The organism is Thioalkalivibrio sp. ALE21 (genome assembly GCF_003208255.1).
Lineage (GTDB): Bacteria > Pseudomonadota > Gammaproteobacteria > Ectothiorhodospirales > Ectothiorhodospiraceae > Thioalkalivibrio > Thioalkalivibrio halophilus.
The window spans coordinates 18,080-34,623 of sequence record NZ_QKMA01000003.1 but is presented as its reverse complement, the minus strand read 5'-3'; the positions used below and the strand labels follow the sequence as shown (position 1 = coordinate 34,623).

Here is a 16,544-nt window from a genome sequence, read left to right as displayed (position 1 = left end):
CTTCATAACATGAATCTTGCCTTTTTATCTCCCGATGCCGGGCTGGAACACGACAACGGGCCCGGACATCCGGAATGCCCCGAGCGGCTGACCGCGATCCGCGACCAGCTGGTGGCCGGCGGGCTGGACCCGTGGATCCTGCATCGCGAGGCGCTGCCGGCGGGGCGCACGGATCTGCGGCGGGTGCATGCCGAGGCGCACATCGACCGCGTGCTGCGGCATGTGCCGGCGGGCGAGCGGATCATGCTCGACGGCGACACCGCGGTGTCCGGCGGCAGCCACGAAGCGGCCCTGCTGGCGGCGGGCGCGGGCATGACGGCCGTCGACTGGGTGATGGGTGCGGAGAACCGCCGTGCGTTCTGCGCGGTGCGTCCGCCGGGGCACCATGCGCGCGCCGACCGCGCCGCGGGGTTCTGCCTGTTCAACAACGTGGTGATCGCCGCGCGGCACGCGCAGGCCCGCCACGGTATCCGGCGCATCGCCATCGTGGACTTCGACGTGCATCATGGCGATGGCACCGAGTCGCTGGTGGCCGGGGATCCGTCCATCCTGTTCGCGTCGTCCTTCGAGCATCCGGCCTACCCCGGGTCGGGCGTAACGCCGCTGGGCGACAATTGCCTCAACGTGCCCGTGGCGGGCGGGTCGTCCGGCGAGCAGTGGCGCGAGGCGGTGGCCGCGGCCTGGTTCGAGCGGTGGGATGCGTTCGCCCCGGAGCTGGTGCTGGTGTCGGCCGGTTTCGATGCCCACCGCGAGGACGAACTCTCGCGCCTGGCCCTGAGCGAGGACGACTACGCCTGGATTACCGCGCGCATCGTGGAGCTGGCCGAGCGCCACGCGCAGGGTCGGGTGGTCTCGATGCTGGAAGGCGGCTACGCCCTGCACGCGCTGGGGCGCAGCGCGGTGGCCCACATGCGCGAGCTCGGAGGGCTGTAACCCCGGCGCTATTCGTGCGCGGCCACGCGGTTGCGGCCGCGACGCTTGGCCTCGTACAGGGCATCATCGGCGCGCTTGAAGGTGTCCTTCAGCGGTTCCCCCGGCTGGTACTCCGATACCCCGATGCTGACGGTGATATGGCCGGGGCCCGGAAAGACTGCCTTCCCGACCCGCGAGCGCAGGGTTTCGGCGACCTTGCGCGCACGGGGCAGTTCGGTGGCCGGCAGCAGGATCATGAATTCCTCGCCGCCCCAGCGGCCCACTACATCGGACTTGCGCAGGCGTTCCTGAAGGACCCGCACCAGGGTCTGCAGCACCTCGTCGCCCACGTCGTGGCCGAAGGTGTCGTTCACGTCCTTGAACCGGTCCAGATCGAGCAGCAGGATCGAGAACGCATCGCCGTGGCGATCGGCGCGGTGGGCCTCCTGTTCCAGCAGGCTCTCCAGGTGGCGCCGGTTGGGCACGCCGGTCAGGCGGTCGTGCAGGGCCTGGCGCTCCAGCTCTGCCTCGAGGTGCTTCTGTCGCGAGATGTCGTGGAACACCGCCACGTAGTGTTCCACCGGCCCGTCGTCCCCGGATCGCAGCGCGGTGATGGACATGTACAGGGGAATCAGCACGCCATCCTTGCGCCGGTCCCAGATCTCGCCTTCCCAGTGGCCCTGCTCGTCGAGGCGGCCGAACAGGTCGGAATAGAAAGACCGGTCGTGCTCGCCCGATTTCAGCAGTTCCCGCGGGTTGGCGCCGATCGCCTCCGCCGCGCTGTAACCGGTGATCTCCTCGAACGCCGGGTTGGCCCGCAGGATCCGCCCGTCGGCGTCGGTGATGAAGATCGCATGGCTGGCGCGGAAGGTCGCCGCCAGCAGTTCCAGTTCTTCCTCCAGCTCGCGGCGTTCGGTGATGTCGACCAGGTAGCCGTGATAGTGATCAACCGCCCCGAATTCATCGCGTTCGATGGTGGTGAAGTCGAGCATCCAGCGCCACCCGCCGTCACGGTGGCGCATGCGGTAGGGCGTGTGCTGGAAGTTGGCGCTGCGGTCGTCGGTATGCGCCTGTACTTCCCGGTCCAGGCGTTCGCGATCGTCGGAGTGGACCAGGTCGTTATGCGGCCTGCGTTCCCCGGCCAGTTCCTGCGGGTCGTAGCCCAGGATCTCGCGTACGTTGGGCGAGACATACTGGATGGGCCAGCCCGGAGCGTTGTCCCAGGCAAAGACCAGCGTCGGACCGGCCATGAACAGGTTGCGCTCGCGTTCCAGCGCCAGGCGCTGTTCGCGTCGCGTCAGCTCGTGGCCGAGCCATTGCGCCATCAGGGTGATCAGGTCGCGCTCGAAGGGCACGAAGGGCCCGCGCGGGTTCCGCGCGACAAAGCTCAGCACCGCGCGCAGTTCCCCGTTCACGTGTACCGGCATGCCGAAACAGGCGCCGGCCGTAGGCGTGTCCGAGATGCTGCAGCCCCCGGTCCGGGCCTCCGGAGCGTGGAATCCCACCGGGCCGGGTTCCGTCAGGGCGTTGTTGCAGAAGCGGGCATCCCGCTCGCCCGGTTCCCCGGGGCCCTCCGGCCAGTCACCGGCGGCCTCCAGGATGCGGCGGCTGCCGTCATCCACCCGCACCAGGCGACCATGGTCCATGCCGAACTCGCGCAGGCCGAGTTCCAGCAGTGCGCGCAGTTTGCCGGCGTCTTCGGTGTCCGCGGTGCTGGTGATCCGGTGCAGCTCCTGCAGCGCGTTCTGCCGGCGCTGCTCCAGGGCCTCACGCGTCTTTTCCGGGCGGATGTCGCGGATGATGGTGGAGTAATACTCGGGCTCGCCGTCGTCATCGAAGTGCGCAATGATCCGCTGCGACACGGGGATCTCGTATCCGCCGGCATCCAGCAGTGCGGACTCGCCTTCCCAGGAGCCCTCGTGCCGTGCGGTCGGCAGCCCCTCGGCGGCCAGGCGATCACGCGCCCACTCCGGCGCCAGCCATTCCCCGGCGCGTTCCCCGGAGAAGAAAGTGCGATCCTGCTCCGGGTCTGCACCGCCTGCCGCGCCTGGCAGGCCGATCAGCTCCTTGCCTCCGCGGTTGACGTACAGGATGTTGCCCTCGGCGTCCGCCATGGACACGAAATCCGGGGTGGCCTCGAGGATCTGGATCAGCCGTTCGCGGCTGCGCTCCGCCTCGCGCTGCTCGGTGACGTCGATCCCCACCCCCTGAAACGCGGTGATCCGGCCGTCCGCGTCGAAGAACGCCCGGTTGCTCCACATGATGGTGCGCAGCTCGCCGTCGGCCCGCGGCAGGGTGTTCTCGAAATGTCCCACCGGCCGTTCCGGGGCAAAGCTGTCCAGATGCGCGCGGACCCGAGCGACGTCCGCCTCCGGGGTCCAGTCCAGCCAGCGCTGGCCCAGGACCTCCTCCGACGTGCGTCCCTGGAATTCCAGCATCGCGCGGTTGGCATGCAGAAGCGTGGTATCCGGGAGGTAGCGGGTGACCAGATGCGGGTGGTCCTCGACCAGGCTGCGGTACAGCGCCTCCTGCTGTGCCAGTTCGCGGCGCGCGCGGTGGCGGGTCGCGGCGTAGACCAGGCTGCGCTGGAGCAGCTCATCACCCAGCCGGTTCTTGCTGAGGAAGTCCTCGGCCCCCGCCTCGATGGCGTGCGCCCCGGTGGCCGCATGGTCGTCGCCGGTGAGGACCACCACGGGGATCTCGCGGGTCGTCGACAGCACCCGTTCCAGGGTTTCGTCCGGGTCCGAATCGGGCAGGTTCAGATCCAGCAGGATCGCGTCGAACGCGGTGGCGTCGCGTGCCAGATGCTCCCGGGCCTCCTGCAGCCGGCCGCAGTGTGTGGTGTCGAACCGCGTGGCCCCGGTCGGGATGGCCAGCAGATCCCGTACCAGGGCCGCATCATCCATGTTGTCCTCGATCAGCAGAACGCTGAGGCGAGGGGAGTCCTCGGGGCGGGGGATCTCGGACGCTCGGGGCGGCATCGGTTCCTTCCGTGCATGGTTCACGTCGGGCAGGATAACCCCTGCCTGCCGGCGAATACAGCGACGGTGCCCGGGCTCAGGCGGGGGCGGGTACGGCGGACCACTCCGGCGGGGGCGTCCAGTGTTCCAGCCAGCCCTCCAGCGCGTCCGGCGGCAGCGGGCGGGCGATGGCATAGCCCTGGCCGTTCTCGCAGCCCATGCCGATCAGGATGCGCCCCTGTTCGACCGTTTCCACGCCCTCGGCCAGGACCAGGCGGTCGAACGCCCGGGCCAGGCCCACCACCGCCTCGATGATGGCCCGGTCATCGGCGTCCTCCAGCATGTCGCGGACGTAGCTGCGGTCCATCTTCAGCGCGTTGGCGGGCACGCGCTTGATGTAGGTCAGCGACGAGTAGCCGGTGCCGAAGTCGTCGATGCTCATGGACACGCCCAGTTCGCGGACCGCACGCATGTTCGCCTCCGCCGCCGCGGCGTTGTCGAAGGCGGTGCTTTCCAGCACCTCGATCTCGAGATCGGCCCGCGGGATCTCCGGATGGCGATCCAGGATGTTTTCCAGACGTTGTGCCAGGTCGGCGTTCTCGAGCTGCAGGGCACCGATGTTGACGCTGACCGGAAGATGGTGCCCGTTCCGGCGCCAGGCCTCCATCTGGCGCATGGCCTCCTCCAGCATGTATTCGCCGAGATCGATGGAGACCGGGTCGTTCTCGATGGTCGGCAGGAACTCCGCCGGCGCCAGCAGGCCGCGGTCCGGGTGTCGCCAGCGCACCAGCGCCTCCGCGCCGAGCACCGCACCGGTACGCATGTTCACCTTGGGCTGGTATTCCACGCTCAGTTCGCCATTCTGCATCGCCCGGCGGAATGCATTGATGGTGCGGTGTCGGCTGGCGACCCGCTGATACTGTCCGTGGTCGAAATATTCCCAGGCGCGGATACCACGCAACTTTGCTTCGTACAGTGCATCGTCCGCCTGGCGCAATACGGTCTCCGGGTCGAGGCCGCTGCGCGCAGGGCGGATCGAGATCCCGGCACTGACGGAGACGTTTTCGCTGGCCCCGCCGGCGCCCTTGTCGGTGACCGGCAGGTGATGCCCGGCCTCGATCACCCTCCGCATTACGTCCTCGAGGCGTTCGATGGTCTCGGTGCTGCGCAGCACGAGGATGAATTCGTCCCCGCCGCGGCGCCCCAGCAGGGCGTCGCCGTTCAGGCGGTCGCGCCAGCGGCGGCTCAGCTCGGCGAGCACCCGGTCGCCCGCAGCCATCCCCAGGCGCTCGTTGAGGGCTCGAAAGTTGTCCACGTCGATGGAGACCAGGGCCAGCGCGGTCTCGTCGTGCTCCGTAGTGGCTTCCTCCAGCGCCTGCATGATCCCGGCGCGGTTGGGGAGGCCGGTCAGCGGGTCGTTGACCGAAAGCCATTCCAGTTCCCGGCGGTGTTCCAGCTCACGGGTCATGTCCTCGTAGAAGGCGATCCGCAGGCTGCGGCCATGGTCGCGGATCTCGCCGCCGCGGGTGATGCGGACCGGGATATCCCGGCCCGTGGCACTGCGGACCCGGCTGTACAGCGGCGGGCTGTCGTTCCCGGCGGGGGCCTCGGGCGGTGCCGTCAGGAGTGCGGCGACCCGCTCGCGTTCGTCGTCCGGGTGGAGATCGGCGATGCTGCGTTCCTTCAGCTCGCTTTCCGTATGGCCGGTCAATGTGCAGGCAGAGGGGTTGGCCTCGAGCACGCTGCCGTCTTCGGCATCCAGGATCAGCAGGGGGTGGATGAAGCAGTCGAACAGGGTGCGAAAGCGGTTTTCAGCCTCCTCCTGGCCGCGCACGGCGAGTTGTTTGGCGAACCGGGAGACCTGTTGTTCGATGCTGACATACGTGTTGAGCAGGGACTCCAGGCCGGCCGGTGACTGTTCGCGGAAGTGGCGCGCCGCGCGTTCGCGGGCCTCGGCCACCCCGAGACCCGCCTCCAGCGCATTGATGGCGGCGGCCATCTGTTTGTCGCTGCGCAGGATGTGCAGTGTCAGCCAGCGGACCAGGAACTCGAGCAGTGGCTGCAGGCGGTATTCCTCGGGCCCCTGCAGGGTAGCGATGCGGTCCAGTTCCTCGATGAATCCGGCGTGGGCGCGGCAATGGCTGGCGAACCATTCGTCGTCGCGGAAGGCCCGTGCCCAGATACCTTCCTCGGTCTCGAAGTGGTAACGCGCGTAGTCCCGCAGTTCTGCGACGATCCCGTCGGCCGTGGCCTCGTCGGTGCCCTCCAGCACCGTGCGCGCCAGGCGGTTGATGAGGTCCACCAGGTAATGGTGCTGGTGGTCCACCTCGGGGATATGGGTCAGGAATTCACCGCCCCAGGGGAAGATCTCGAATTCGTCCGTGTTCATGGTGCTGTTCCAATTCCCGCTGATTCCTCCGGGTAGAGTGTACGCACCGGATAGCGGGTTTTCCCAGCGGCCGTTTGCAGCAGTCTTCCGGGGCCCGGCGTTTCCTTCAGGCGTCCAGGCGCAGGACGAGCCGCGGGTCGCCCGCGGCCGGCTGCGGGGAACGGTGCACCGCGGCCTGTCCGGCGCCGCCGGGAAAGCGTTCGCCCTTCATCAGGATCGCGTGCCCGCGGGCGATCCGCAGGGGGGCATGGCCGGCGAGGACGCCGTCGTTGTCGCCGCAGCCCAGGCGGCTGCGGTCGACGTGGCGGTCGTCCACGTATTCGGTGCCGGGGCCGGTGTAGCTGCACAGCATGCGCAGCTCCAGCTGGTCCACGTGGAACAGCGGGCAGGGCCGGGCCTCCAGCACTTCCAGCTGGGCGCGCAGGATCACGCGCCGGGTGACCACCGCGAAGTTGCGGGCCAGGTTTTCGATGTCGAGGGCCAGGTGATGGATGTCGAACGGCCGCGTTCCCGCTGCCTCCAGCAGGCCGGTGCGGATCTGGTCCGGCCGGCCCAGGAGGTCGAGTTTCAGTCCGGGGCTCTGCTCCGCCAGGGTCTGTGCCTGAAGCCGCAGCTCATCCGTTTCCGGACGACGCCAGATCAGGGCGTTGACGTCCTCGCGCCGAATGCCATGCAGCTCGGCGGCCCGGTCAATGAAACGATGCCGGGACGCTGCGGTCGCGCGGGTGCGGGGACGGGTGCTCACGAGATCACCTCGGTTTCTTCTTCGGTCTCTTCCGCGCCGTTCTGCAGCCGCCACTCGGGGAACGGGTCGCGATAGTCGGCCCAGGCTTCGGCGCCGGCAGCCAGTTCCCGGTCGTCCAGCAGGCAGGCGTCCAGGCGCTGGCGAATGGAGTCGGGATCCATGTCGATGCCGATCACCACGATCTCCTGGCGGCGGTCGCCGTAGCGTTCGTCCCAGTGCGGCGCGACGTGGTCCTGCCACCAGTCGGCGTCCACTGGCCGGCGTTCCGGGGGCACCGAGGCCCACCACAAGCCGGCGGCGTGATGGGTCAGCGCGCCGCCGGCCTGCGACAGCGTGCCCACCCAGTCCGGTCGCGACGCCAGCCAGAACCAGCCCTTGCTGCGGATCACGCCGGGCCATTCCTGATGGAGCAGGTCGAAGAAACGCCCGGGGTGGAACGGACGGGTCGCCCGGTAGACGAAACTGTGGATCCCGTACTCCTCGGTTTCGGGGGTGTGGTCACCCATCAGCTCCCGCACCCAGCCGGGGGCCTGTGCGGCACGGTCGAAGTCGAAGCGTCCGGTGCCGAGCAGTTCGCGCGGGTCCGTGCGCCCGTGCGTGATTTCCAGCACCCGGGCCTCGCGGTTCAGGGCCCGTACGACCCGATGCGCCTGGCGGCGCTGCTCGTCGGTGGCGCGGTCGATCTTGTTCAGCAGGATGACGTCGGCGAACTCGATCTGGTCGACCAGCAGGTCCACGACGGTGCGTTCGTCATCCTCGCCCAGCGACTCGCCGCGGTCAGCGAGGTCATCGGGGGAGGCGTAGTCCTGCAGCAGGGAGGCGGTGTCCACCACCGTGACCATGGTGTCCAGACGCGCCACGTCATCCAGCGACGCGTCGTTCTCGTCGCGGAAGGCGAAGGTGCTGGCCACCGGCATCGGCTCGGAGATGCCCGTGGACTCGATCAGCAGGTAATCGTACTGGCCGGATTCGGCCAGGCGGCGTACCTCCACGAGGAGGTCGTCGCGCAGGGTGCAGCAGATGCATCCGTTGCTCATCTCCACGGTGCGGGCGTCGGTGCGCGACACGCCGCCCTGATCACCGTGGTCGACGTGGTCGCCTCGCACCAGCGCGCCGTCGATGTTGATCTCGCTCATGTCGTTGACGATCACGGCGATCTTGAGCCCCTCCTGATTGTGCAGCAGGTGGTTGAGGACGGTGGTCTTGCCGGCGCCGAGGAATCCGGAGAGGACGGTAACGGGCAGACGTTCGGTCATGGCAGGCTCCCGGGGATTGTGTTGGATGTCACTCATGGAACAGGTGCTCGGTCGCTTCCATGCGCTCCTTGGCCTCCACGCTCAGCGTGGCGGTGGGGCGGGCCAGGAGTCGGGGCAGGCCGATGGGGTCCCCGGTCTGCTCGCAGAAACCGTAATCGCCGGTCTCGATGCGATAGAGGGCCTCGTCGATCTTCTTCAGCAGCCGGTTCTCGCGTCCCCGAATCCGCAGTTCGAGCTGGCGGTTTTCCTCTTCGCTGGCCCGGTCCAGTTCGTCCGCGGCCTGACTGCTCTGGCGCAGATCGGTGCGCACCTGCTCGATATCGTCGAGGACCTGTTCGCGCATGGCCTGCAGGCGTGCGCGGAAGAACTCGAGCTGCTGCGGGTTCATGTAAGCCTCCTCGGGCATCGCGAGGAGCTCCTCTTCGGTGCGGGGGATGTTATGGATCGTCTCGCTCATGGCGTTACACTATAACGTTACTGACACACGGTCACAACGGCCCCGCGCCGGTGACCCGAACCCTTGCGGGAGATACGATGGATTCAGCCAGCGACCACCGGAGCACCGACCTGCCGGACGTGGCGACCGGGACATCGCGCCGCGCCTCGACCCTCGACTGGGTGGGCATGGAGCGCATCGCACTGCCCCTCCAGGTGGCCGGGCAGCCGGTCGCCGCGCACGCCGATGCCGGGGTCAGTCTCGACGATCCGGAGGCCCGCGGCATCCACATGTCGCGGCTGTATCTGGCCCTGCGTATGCTGATCCACCGCGAACTGGACTGCGCGCGGCTGGGCCACGTGCTGGATGCGTTCCTCGAGTCGCACGAGGGGCTTTCGGGGCGCGCCGCGCTCTCGCTGGAGGGCGAGGCGCTGCTGGAACGGCCGGCCATGGTCAGCCCCCTGGCGGGCTGGAAGGCGTATCCGTTTCGCGTGGATACGGAAAAGGACGACCGCGGTACGCAGATCCGCCTCGGGATCGAGATCGGGTATTCCTCGACCTGTCCCTGTTCGGCGGCACTCGCCCGCCAGGCGATCCAGGAACGCTATGATCAGGACTTCGGGACGGCGCCGCCGGATCCGGACCGGCTGCGTGAATGGCTGGGCAGCGAGGCGGGCATCATGGCGACACCGCACAGCCAGCGCAGCCGGGCGTGGGTGGAGGTGGGCGTGCGGCCGGATGCCGAGACCTTTCCGTTCCGCTTTCTGGTCGATCGGGTCGAGCAGGCGCTGGGCACCGCGCTGCAGACCGCGGTCAAGCGCGCCGACGAGCAGGCGTTTGCGGTGGCCAACGGCGGCAACCCGATGTTCTGCGAGGATGCCGCGCGGCGACTCGACGAGGCCCTGGAGGCCCCGTTCGGGGCGCGCGGTTACCGCATCCACGTGCGCCACGAGGAGAGCCTGCATGCGCACGATGCGGTGGCGCGGGTCGAGCGGCCGCCGCGCGGGGCCTGAGGCCGGGCAGCAGGGCTATTCCTGTTCCCCGGCCTGTTCCCCGGCCTGACCGTAGAAGCGCTGCAGCGGGTCCTCGAAGCTGCGGTGACGGTCGGCCATGGGCTCCGCCGAGATCAGATAGTCGGCACCGTACTTGAGCCCTTCCTTCTGCCGGGCCATGGGCAGGGCGCGGGCGCGCAGCTGCTCGATGTAGCCGCGCATGGACTCGGCGGTGTCCGGATCGGTGAACTGATCCAGCTGGCGCAGCGCGAGGTCGAGCTGCCCGTTCACGAAGCGTTCGCGGTAGCGGATAGGGAAGTAGCGCGTCTCCATCACCCGGAAGCCCGCCTGGCCCAGCTGGCGGAGCACCCAGGGGGAGGGATACTCGCGGTACGGCATGCTGCCGCTGAGCAGCAGGCAGGCATCGCGGACGCGGCCGATCTCGCGCACCAGGCGTCCAGCCTCGGTGTCGGGTTCGCTGGGCACGTAGGGTTCCACGCCGATGATGTACAGCCGCTGGCCGACATGCGGACGGATACGGTGCAGGGCCTGCTCCTGCCAGTAGGGGGAGAAGCCCTCGATGGCACCGATGAAGTAGTCCAGCAGCACGGTGTCGAAGCGCTCGCCGTACAGCAGGTGTTCGGAGTGCCAGTTGCCCACCAGCACGCGGTCCTGTGGCCGGTGCCGGTCGCCCGCGGCCTCCTGCACGGTGCGCGCCATGTTCTGCGAGGCGGTGATGGCGGTCCGGCGTTCGGTGCCGAGTTCGGTGATCCACTCGATCGACTTGCGGCCGGTCCCGGCATCGAGAACGCTGCCCCAGGGCAGCGATCCCTGCATCTGCTCGATGGCCTGAAAGATCGGCGAGCTCGTACCCGAGCCCTGCGTCTTTTCACTCATGGTGTTTCCTTTATTGCAGAGGTCCGGAGAATCAGGCAGCGCGCCGCAGGGCCGCGCCCGCCCGCGCCAGCAGCGCGAGCAGCAGGAGCACGACCACCAGTACCGGGGCGAAGGGCTGGTCCAGTGGCAGGCTGATGGTCCAGGCGACGAGGAAGCCCGCGATCGCCAGGCTCTGGGTCCACAGCAGCGCGCCGGTCAGGCCGCGGGCCAGAAAGGCCGCTCCCCAGGCCGGCAGCAGCAGGGTGGCCAGCGCCGCGGGCATGCCCAGCACCATGCTCCCGAGGACGATCACGGCAACCAGCCATGCGATCTCCAGCCAGCGCGCGATCGCCGGCGGTGCCGGTGCGGCGGAGACGTCCGGGGCGAGCTGGGCGTGCAGCCAGACCCGGCGCAGCCACGGCCACAGCACCGCGCTGGCCACCCCGGCGACGACCACCGCGATCAGCTCGCCCGGGCCGGCGAAATACAGCTGTCCCTCGGCCCAGGCGGCCGCCGCGATGCTTGCCTGCGAGAAATTGGCGGCCAGCAGGGTGACCGCGGCCAGCCCGCCCAGGAACAGCGCCAGCGGCAGGCGTTCGGCATCGCGGACCCGCTGCAGCAGGGCCATCACCCCGGCCCCCAGGGCCAGCGCGACCGGCAGCACCGGCCAGTGCAGGACCGAGGCCAGCACGCCACCGGCGGCGGCCCACTGACCCAGCGCCAGCGCCTGCCAGACCGAGCCGCGCAGGAACAGGCCACTGCCCGCCAGCGCCAGCACCAGCGTGATCAGGAATCCCGCCACGAAAGGCGTCAGCAGCAGGTCAGTCATGGGCGTCGAGGTAGTCCTGCAGGGGGTGGCGTTCGACGCCGAGGGTGCCCAGCAGTTCGTCGTCGTGGCTGGTCATGACCAGAGTGGCGCTCGCGGGCAGGGCGGTGATCAGTTCCACCGCGTCGGCGCGGACCTCGGCATCCAGGTGGTTGGCGGGCTCGTCCAGCAGCACCAGGTGGGGGCGGCCGGTGTCGCGGTCGGCGGCCTCAACGGGCGCCAGTACGGAGGCCAGGCGCAGGAGCTGCCACTGGCCGCCGCTGAGTTGATCCAGACGCCGGCGCAGCAGCGCCCGGATGCGAGGGTGTTCGGGCACGCGCGTACCCATGGCCCGGAACCAGTCGTGTCCGGACAGGGGCCACGGGTACGGGCGCGGATGATCCTGAGCCAGCAGGCTGATGCGGGTGCCGGGGGCGGTGGTCAGCCGCCCCCCGTGCACCCGCGCCTGCCCCGTCAGGCACTTGAGCAACAGCGACTTGCCGGACCCGTTGGGGCCGGTGAGCGCCCAGCGTGCCCCGCCCGGGACCGCAAGACTGAGCGGCCCGAGGACGGGGCGGTCAAAGCCCGGGCGCGCGGCCCGGGCCTCGATGACGGGGGAGTCGGACATCCGCGCAGCCTAGCGGGTGCGGAAGGTGGATGCCCAGGTTTCCATCAGCTCGAGGTAGCCGTCCAGGCCGGCGTCCTGGGGCGGATCCAGCGGTACGGCGTGGCTGTCCCAGCCGAGTTCGCGCTCGAGGAACTCGGCCCCGCGCGGCGGCTGGAACTCGGCGTACAGCACGTGACCGTCCATGTCTTCCAGCTCGCCGACCAGGCTCTGCAGGTGGCGACCGGTGGGCGGGATACCCGGTGCCGGTTCGAGGTAGCCGACGACCGTGGCGGGCAGCCATTCCTCGAGATAGTCGAGGTCTTCGTGATAGACCACGATGTTCTGGTCGGGGGCCAGTTCACTGGCGAGATGCTCGGCATGCTCGCGCAGCCGCTGCGCGGTCTCTTCCGCGCGTTCGCGATAGACGTCCGCATTGGCGGAGTCGAGCTCCGCGAGCCGCTCGCCCAGGGCCAGGCCGACTTCCGCCATGCGCAGGGGATCGACATTGAAATGCGGATTGCCCTCTTCATGGACGTGGCCCATGTTGGGCCCGTCCTGGGTGATGGAGCGGCGCAGATCGACCTTGCCGGCGGCGTAGAAATGCCCGCGCTGGCCCTCGTTGATGGCCGGGTTGGACGCGCCACGGGTGGCGGCCGGCAGCCAGCCTTCCTCCAGGCCGGCGCCCAGTTCCAGCAGCAGATCGGCGTTGCGCAGGGCGGCCATGAAACTGGGCCGGGCATCCAGATAATGGGCGTCGCGGTCGGGCGCCGCCAGGACACGTACGCTGGTTTCGTCGCCGCCGATTTCACGCGCAAGTGCTCCCAGGCTGGAGGTCGTGGCGACCACGTTGAGCTCGTCCGCAGAGGCCTGCGCGGGCAGGAACAGGGCGGTGGCGAGTGCGGCGCCGGTCAGGGCGGAGAGCCCGATGGCCGGACGTTGCTGCGGGGTCTTGCGGTTTTTCATGGGTACTCCTTGAAAAATGCAGGTTTTGCGCGAGGCCCGTGGCGGGGCCTCGCGCTCCGTAACGGGGTGCCGGGATCCGCCGCCAGGCAGGCCCCGGGCGGTGCGATCAGAAGCGGTGCGCGCCGTGGGCGCCCAGCGCCACGTTCACCTGGAACATGAATTCGAGGCCGCGATCGCGGTCGCCATGATCGTCGACGAAGTCGTTTTGCGTGAGCTGCGCGCGCAGGAACACCGGCTCCACCGGACGGAAGGTGACCTGGGCCGAATGGCGGTACGAGGTGTCGAAGCCGGGTACCGAGAAGTCGCGGTCGTCGCCCTCGTTGGTGGGCAGCCCGTCATTGGTCAGGCCCACGGCCTCGGTCCGCAGACCCGCTTCCCAGCGCGGGGCGAAGCCGTACACACCCTGCACATAGATGCCGTCCTGCTTCGCCTTGCCGCTGCCTTCGGCGTTACCGGCGATGGTCGTGTTGTCCTCGCGCCGCTGGTAGTCGACATCGATCACGCGGTAGAAATATTCGCCCTGTACACGCCAGTCGCCGTGGCCGTAGGCGCGGCCGGAGTCGTACTTGTAGACCGCGTCCAGGCCCGCGAACCAGGCGTCACCGTCCCATTCCTCCAGCCCCGAACTGTGTTCGGTGGCCTTCTGCCAGGTGTTGGCGTAGCCCCCGGAGACGCCGAACTGTGCCGCGTGATCCGGGCCCAGGTCCGGGCCGACCCTGGCGAAGGCCGTCAGCAGGCGGGGGCCCGAGGTGTCGGAAAGATCGGAATTGATCTCGTCCCCGGTGTTGGGAACTTCATATGTTCCGATGTCGCCCTCGTAGCGGGCGAAGGTCCCGTCGCCCTGCAGCAGTTCCACGCCCAGCTGGGTATAGGTCTCGGTCGGCGCGACCCAGGTGGCCTGTACGCCGGTCTCCTGGATGCCGTGGTCGCCGAACAGGTATTCGTTCACCAGCGGGCGGTCGACGAAATCCCAGTCGTGGACGTGGCGGCTGTTGATGTAGCCGATGTCCGACAGGAACTTGCCCGCTTTCAGCTGCAGGCCGGCCGGCAGGGCGCGGGTGGTCAGGTAGGCCTCTTCGATCTCGATGTCGTCCTCGTCGAAGCCGATCATCAGGGTGCCGTCCAGCAGGCCGCCCAGGTCGGCCTCGAACACCAGTTCGTTGTGGCCGAGGTTGAAGCCGTCGTCGAAGGAATGGTCGTGGTCGTGATCATGGCCGTGGCCATGGTCATGCCCGTCGTCGAAGCCGGCGGGCTCGTGAACCCCTTCGCTCATCTCGTTGTAGTAGACCCCTTCCAGGATCAGCGAGATATCCATGCCCCAGTGCGAACCCGAGTCGTCCGGGGCCTGGGCGGCGGCCAGGGCCGGCGTGGCGCAGGCCAGAACGGTCAGGCCCGTCAGGGCGTTGCGATGGTGTCGCGCGTTCAGCATGTCTTTTCTCCCCTTGTGGAAACTGGTTGCCTCCGTACATCGCTATTCATACATTATAGCGTAACGAAATAGCGTAAGAACGATATAATGTAACAATAGGGTCATACAAGGGGCCGTCGCCCCGGTGGGGGCAATGCCGGGGAAAACGAGAAAAGGAGCCGCCCGTTACAGCGGGCGGCCAAGCGTAGCGGAGGTTGGAGAGACAGGGGAGCGAAGAGGCCCCGGTCCCGGCGACACGCCAGAGTCCGACAACAATCGCGTATCTAAGTGAGAATTATATGCATCCGCGTTTGGGTGTCAACGTGGCCGATTCCAATGGCGCGGTTCATCGACCCGATGGGGCGGCGGGTCGCGCGGGTTCAGGGCGTCGGGGCGCCCAGCCCGGCCTGGCGGAAGGCCTCGGCCCAGCGTTCGAGCTTGGCCTCGAGATCGAGGCGGGCATTGGCCGGGCTGGTGGAGGGCAGGCGCACCGCGGTCACGCCCAGCGCCCGGGTCTCGCCGATGCGGCGGGCGCTTTCGGCGCCGTTGTGGACGATCAGCCGCAGTCCCGGGGCCTCGCGTGTCAGCCGGCCGAGGTCGTTGGGCTGCGGGTTGCGGATGGCGCTGTCCAGACTGCCCTCGCGTGCGCAGGCGCCGTAGATGTCCCACAGCCCGACCCCGCAGTCGAGCAGGCGAGCGTAGCGCTCCGGCCAGGGCAGTTCCGGGAACGGCGGTCCGAAGATGCGCGCCATGATCGGCCAGAACTGGTTGCGCGGATGGGCGTAATAGGCCGCCGCCTCCAGCGAGGCGACCCCGGGGAAGCTGCCCAGCACCACGGCCCGGGTATCCGCGCGCAGCACGGGCTCGAACGCCCGCAACTCGGGACTGGCATGAGCGTCAGACATCAAGGGGCAGTGTAGGCAAATGCCGTCGCGGATACACGTCCGCGAACGGGCATGATTCGGTCCGGTTCCTTGTGTATATTGGTTGTGTACACAAACGATGAGCAGGAGACGGCAGATGGAAACGGTCAGCGCCCGAGAGGCTCGCGAGCGGCTTGCCTGGGTTCTGGATCGCGTCGAGGCCGGGGAAGAGGTGGTGATCCAGCGTCAGGGGCGGCCGGTCGCAAGGCTTGTGCGGCCCCGGAGCCCGTTCCCGGGGTTTCCGGATCGCAGTGGCCTGCGTGCGGAGCTGCCGCCCTGTGGTGAAGGAGGGGCGGAGGCGGTTCGCGCGGGCCGCGACGAAGAGCGGTTCTGATGCTCTATTTCGATACCAGCGCGGTCCTGCCGTACTATCGTGAAGAAGCCGCGAGCCGCCCGGTTCAGCAGATGTTGCAGGCGAGCACCCGCCCGGTGTTGGTCAGTCATCTGACACGGGTGGAGGTGGCTTCGGCCCTGGCCCGCTGGGTGCGTATGGACGAGTTGTCCGAAGCTCAGGCGAACCGGATCGAGTCGGCATTCCTGGAGGACCTGCGGGCAGGTCGTTTCGTCCGGGTTTCGCTGGATCCGGAGGTGTTCGAGCGCGCCTGCCACTGGCTGCTTACGCGCCGTTCATCGTTGCGCACGCTGGACGCCCTGCACCTGGCGGCTGCCGAGATCTGCGGCGCGGAGCTGGTGACGCTGGATCGCCCGCTGGTGCAGGCCGCCCGGCTGTTCGGCGTGACGGTCCGGTGTCCCGGAGAGGACCCTGCAGAGGAGGATCAGGTCGACTGACAGTCGCGGCACAGGCCGTGGAGTTCCACGGTGCGGGTCTCGATCGCGAAGCCGGTTTCGGCCGCGGCGGCCTCCAGGGCGTGGCTGGCGGTGTCCGGGGTGTGGAACTCGATGATCCGGCCGCAGCCGTCGCAGATCATCAGCGCGGATTCGTGGCGTTCCCCGGGGTGGCTGCAGGCGACGAAGCCGTTAAGGCTCTCGATGCGGTGGATCAGGCCCTGTTCCAGCAGGAAGGCGAGGGTGCGGTAGACCGTCGGCGGCTTGATGCTGCGGTCCTCGGACGACAGCGCGTGGATCAGGTCGTAGGCCTTGATCACGCCGTCGGTGCGCAGGATCTGTTCGAGGATGCGGCGGCGCTGCTCGGTCAGGCGCGCGCCGCGCCGGGTGCAGACCCGCTCGGCCTCGTCCAGGGCCTGCTGGATCGCGGCGTCGTCGGTGGTGTGCTGGCGGGTGGCCGTGGTCATGCCGCCAAGCTTAATCCAT

Annotated in this window: 16 protein-coding genes; 4 read left to right on the top strand and 12 right to left on the bottom strand. The window is 68.7% G+C overall.

Features of this window, described 5'->3' with window-relative positions; translation table 11 throughout:
- The first annotated feature begins 9 nt into the window (after positions 1-9).
- Complete coding sequence (locus tag D893_RS03360) at positions 10-933, top strand: histone deacetylase family protein (protein WP_110619144.1); 924 nt, start codon at positions 10-12, stop codon at positions 931-933.
- A gap of 8 nt (positions 934-941) precedes the next feature.
- Here D893_RS03360 and D893_RS03355 read toward each other — a convergent pair whose 3' ends face one another.
- The 5 genes from D893_RS03355 to dksA all read right to left on the bottom strand — a co-directional run bounded on the left by D893_RS03355 (position 942) and on the right by dksA (position 8,719).
- Positions 942-3,893 carry a PAS domain S-box protein gene (locus D893_RS03355; RefSeq protein ID WP_110619143.1) on the bottom strand — a complete coding sequence of 984 codons (2,952 nt, stop codon included), beginning with the start codon at positions 3,891-3,893 and terminating at the stop codon, positions 942-944.
- A 76-nt stretch (positions 3,894-3,969) separates the two neighbouring features.
- Positions 3,970-6,261 (bottom strand): EAL domain-containing protein, encoded by a 2,292-nt coding sequence (locus D893_RS03350; protein WP_110619142.1) that lies wholly within the window; start codon positions 6,259-6,261, stop codon positions 3,970-3,972.
- 106 nt (positions 6,262-6,367) lie between these two features.
- A complete protein-coding gene (locus D893_RS03345; protein ID WP_018947611.1) occupies positions 6,368-7,006 on the bottom strand; it encodes a DUF1826 domain-containing protein in 639 nt (212 codons plus the stop codon).
- Complete coding sequence (gene zigA, locus D893_RS03340; protein ID WP_110619141.1) at positions 7,003-8,262, bottom strand: zinc metallochaperone GTPase ZigA; 1,260 nt, start codon at positions 8,260-8,262, stop codon at positions 7,003-7,005. Before zigA ends, D893_RS03345 begins: the two co-directional genes overlap by 4 nt.
- Before the next feature lie 28 nt (positions 8,263-8,290).
- Positions 8,291-8,719, bottom strand: a complete 429-nt coding sequence (dksA, locus tag D893_RS03335) for an RNA polymerase-binding protein DksA (RefSeq protein ID WP_024329619.1) — start codon at positions 8,717-8,719, stop codon at positions 8,291-8,293.
- 77 nt (positions 8,720-8,796) lie between these two features.
- Here dksA and folE2 point away from each other — a divergent pair, with 77 nt between their 5' ends.
- The gene (folE2, locus tag D893_RS03330; RefSeq protein WP_018947608.1) at positions 8,797-9,711 is read left to right on the top strand and encodes a GTP cyclohydrolase FolE2; all 915 of its coding nucleotides are present in this window, start codon (positions 8,797-8,799) and stop codon (positions 9,709-9,711) included.
- A 15-nt stretch (positions 9,712-9,726) separates the two neighbouring features.
- Here the strand turns inward: folE2 and D893_RS03325 are convergent, their stop codons facing one another.
- The 6 genes from D893_RS03325 to D893_RS03300 all read right to left on the bottom strand — a co-directional run bounded on the left by D893_RS03325 (position 9,727) and on the right by D893_RS03300 (position 15,254).
- A complete protein-coding gene (locus D893_RS03325) occupies positions 9,727-10,587 on the bottom strand; it encodes a class I SAM-dependent methyltransferase (protein WP_110619140.1) in 861 nt (286 codons plus the stop codon).
- Positions 10,588-10,618: 31 nt separating this feature from the next.
- Positions 10,619-11,395, bottom strand: a complete 777-nt coding sequence (locus D893_RS03320; protein ID WP_018947606.1) for a hypothetical protein — start codon at positions 11,393-11,395, stop codon at positions 10,619-10,621.
- Entirely contained in the window at positions 11,388-11,999 is a 612-nt protein-coding gene (locus D893_RS03315; RefSeq protein WP_018947605.1) for an ABC transporter ATP-binding protein, read from the bottom strand. Before D893_RS03315 ends, D893_RS03320 begins: the two co-directional genes overlap by 8 nt.
- 9 nt (positions 12,000-12,008) lie before the next feature.
- Positions 12,009-12,941: a metal ABC transporter substrate-binding protein gene (locus D893_RS03310; RefSeq protein ID WP_018947604.1), complete on the bottom strand. Its 933-nt coding sequence runs from the start codon at positions 12,939-12,941 to the stop codon at positions 12,009-12,011.
- A 106-nt stretch (positions 12,942-13,047) separates the two neighbouring features.
- The gene (locus D893_RS03305) at positions 13,048-14,370 is read right to left on the bottom strand and encodes a hypothetical protein (RefSeq protein WP_018947603.1); all 1,323 of its coding nucleotides are present in this window, start codon (positions 14,368-14,370) and stop codon (positions 13,048-13,050) included.
- A gap of 359 nt (positions 14,371-14,729) precedes the next feature.
- Positions 14,730-15,254, bottom strand: a complete 525-nt coding sequence (locus tag D893_RS03300) for a DNA-deoxyinosine glycosylase (RefSeq protein ID WP_110619139.1) — start codon at positions 15,252-15,254, stop codon at positions 14,730-14,732.
- 115 nt (positions 15,255-15,369) lie between these two features.
- Between D893_RS03300 and D893_RS03295 the strand changes: the two genes are divergently transcribed.
- Together D893_RS03295 and D893_RS03290 are read left to right on the top strand one after the other, a co-directional pair.
- Positions 15,370-15,606, top strand: coding sequence for a type II toxin-antitoxin system prevent-host-death family antitoxin (locus D893_RS03295; RefSeq protein ID WP_110619138.1), 237 nt, complete (start codon positions 15,370-15,372; stop codon positions 15,604-15,606).
- Positions 15,606-16,061, top strand: coding sequence for a type II toxin-antitoxin system VapC family toxin (locus D893_RS03290; RefSeq protein ID WP_110619137.1), 456 nt, complete (start codon positions 15,606-15,608; stop codon positions 16,059-16,061). The genes D893_RS03295 and D893_RS03290 overlap by 1 nt, the downstream gene beginning before the upstream one ends.
- Here the strand turns inward: D893_RS03290 and D893_RS03285 are convergent.
- Positions 16,049-16,525: a Fur family transcriptional regulator gene (locus D893_RS03285; protein ID WP_110619136.1), complete on the bottom strand. Its 477-nt coding sequence runs from the start codon at positions 16,523-16,525 to the stop codon at positions 16,049-16,051. The genes D893_RS03290 and D893_RS03285 overlap by 13 nt on opposite strands.
- Between the last annotated feature and the right edge of the window lie 19 nt (positions 16,526-16,544).

Coding starts and splice junctions, on each gene's coding strand:
- D893_RS03315 (WP_018947605.1), bottom strand. CDS start 11,999: ATGTCCGACTCCCCCGTCATCGAGGCCCGGGCCGCGCGCCCGGGCTTT.
- D893_RS03350 (WP_110619142.1), bottom strand. CDS start 6,261: ATGAACACGGACGAATTCGAGATCTTCCCCTGGGGCGGTGAATTCCTG.
- D893_RS03305 (WP_018947603.1), bottom strand. CDS start 14,370: ATGCTGAACGCGCGACACCATCGCAACGCCCTGACGGGCCTGACCGTT.
- D893_RS03360 (WP_110619144.1), top strand. CDS start 10: ATGAATCTTGCCTTTTTATCTCCCGATGCCGGGCTGGAACACGACAAC.
- D893_RS03310 (WP_018947604.1), bottom strand. CDS start 12,941: ATGAAAAACCGCAAGACCCCGCAGCAACGTCCGGCCATCGGGCTCTCC.
- D893_RS03285 (WP_110619136.1), bottom strand. CDS start 16,525: ATGACCACGGCCACCCGCCAGCACACCACCGACGACGCCGCGATCCAG.
- D893_RS03290 (WP_110619137.1), top strand. CDS start 15,606: ATGCTCTATTTCGATACCAGCGCGGTCCTGCCGTACTATCGTGAAGAA.
- D893_RS03355 (WP_110619143.1), bottom strand. CDS start 3,893: ATGCCGCCCCGAGCGTCCGAGATCCCCCGCCCCGAGGACTCCCCTCGC.
- dksA (WP_024329619.1), bottom strand. CDS start 8,719: ATGAGCGAGACGATCCATAACATCCCCCGCACCGAAGAGGAGCTCCTC.
- D893_RS03325 (WP_110619140.1), bottom strand. CDS start 10,587: ATGAGTGAAAAGACGCAGGGCTCGGGTACGAGCTCGCCGATCTTTCAG.
- D893_RS03320 (WP_018947606.1), bottom strand. CDS start 11,395: ATGACTGACCTGCTGCTGACGCCTTTCGTGGCGGGATTCCTGATCACG.
- D893_RS03300 (WP_110619139.1), bottom strand. CDS start 15,254: ATGTCTGACGCTCATGCCAGTCCCGAGTTGCGGGCGTTCGAGCCCGTG.
- D893_RS03295 (WP_110619138.1), top strand. CDS start 15,370: ATGGAAACGGTCAGCGCCCGAGAGGCTCGCGAGCGGCTTGCCTGGGTT.
- zigA (WP_110619141.1), bottom strand. CDS start 8,262: ATGACCGAACGTCTGCCCGTTACCGTCCTCTCCGGATTCCTCGGCGCC.
- folE2 (WP_018947608.1), top strand. CDS start 8,797: ATGGATTCAGCCAGCGACCACCGGAGCACCGACCTGCCGGACGTGGCG.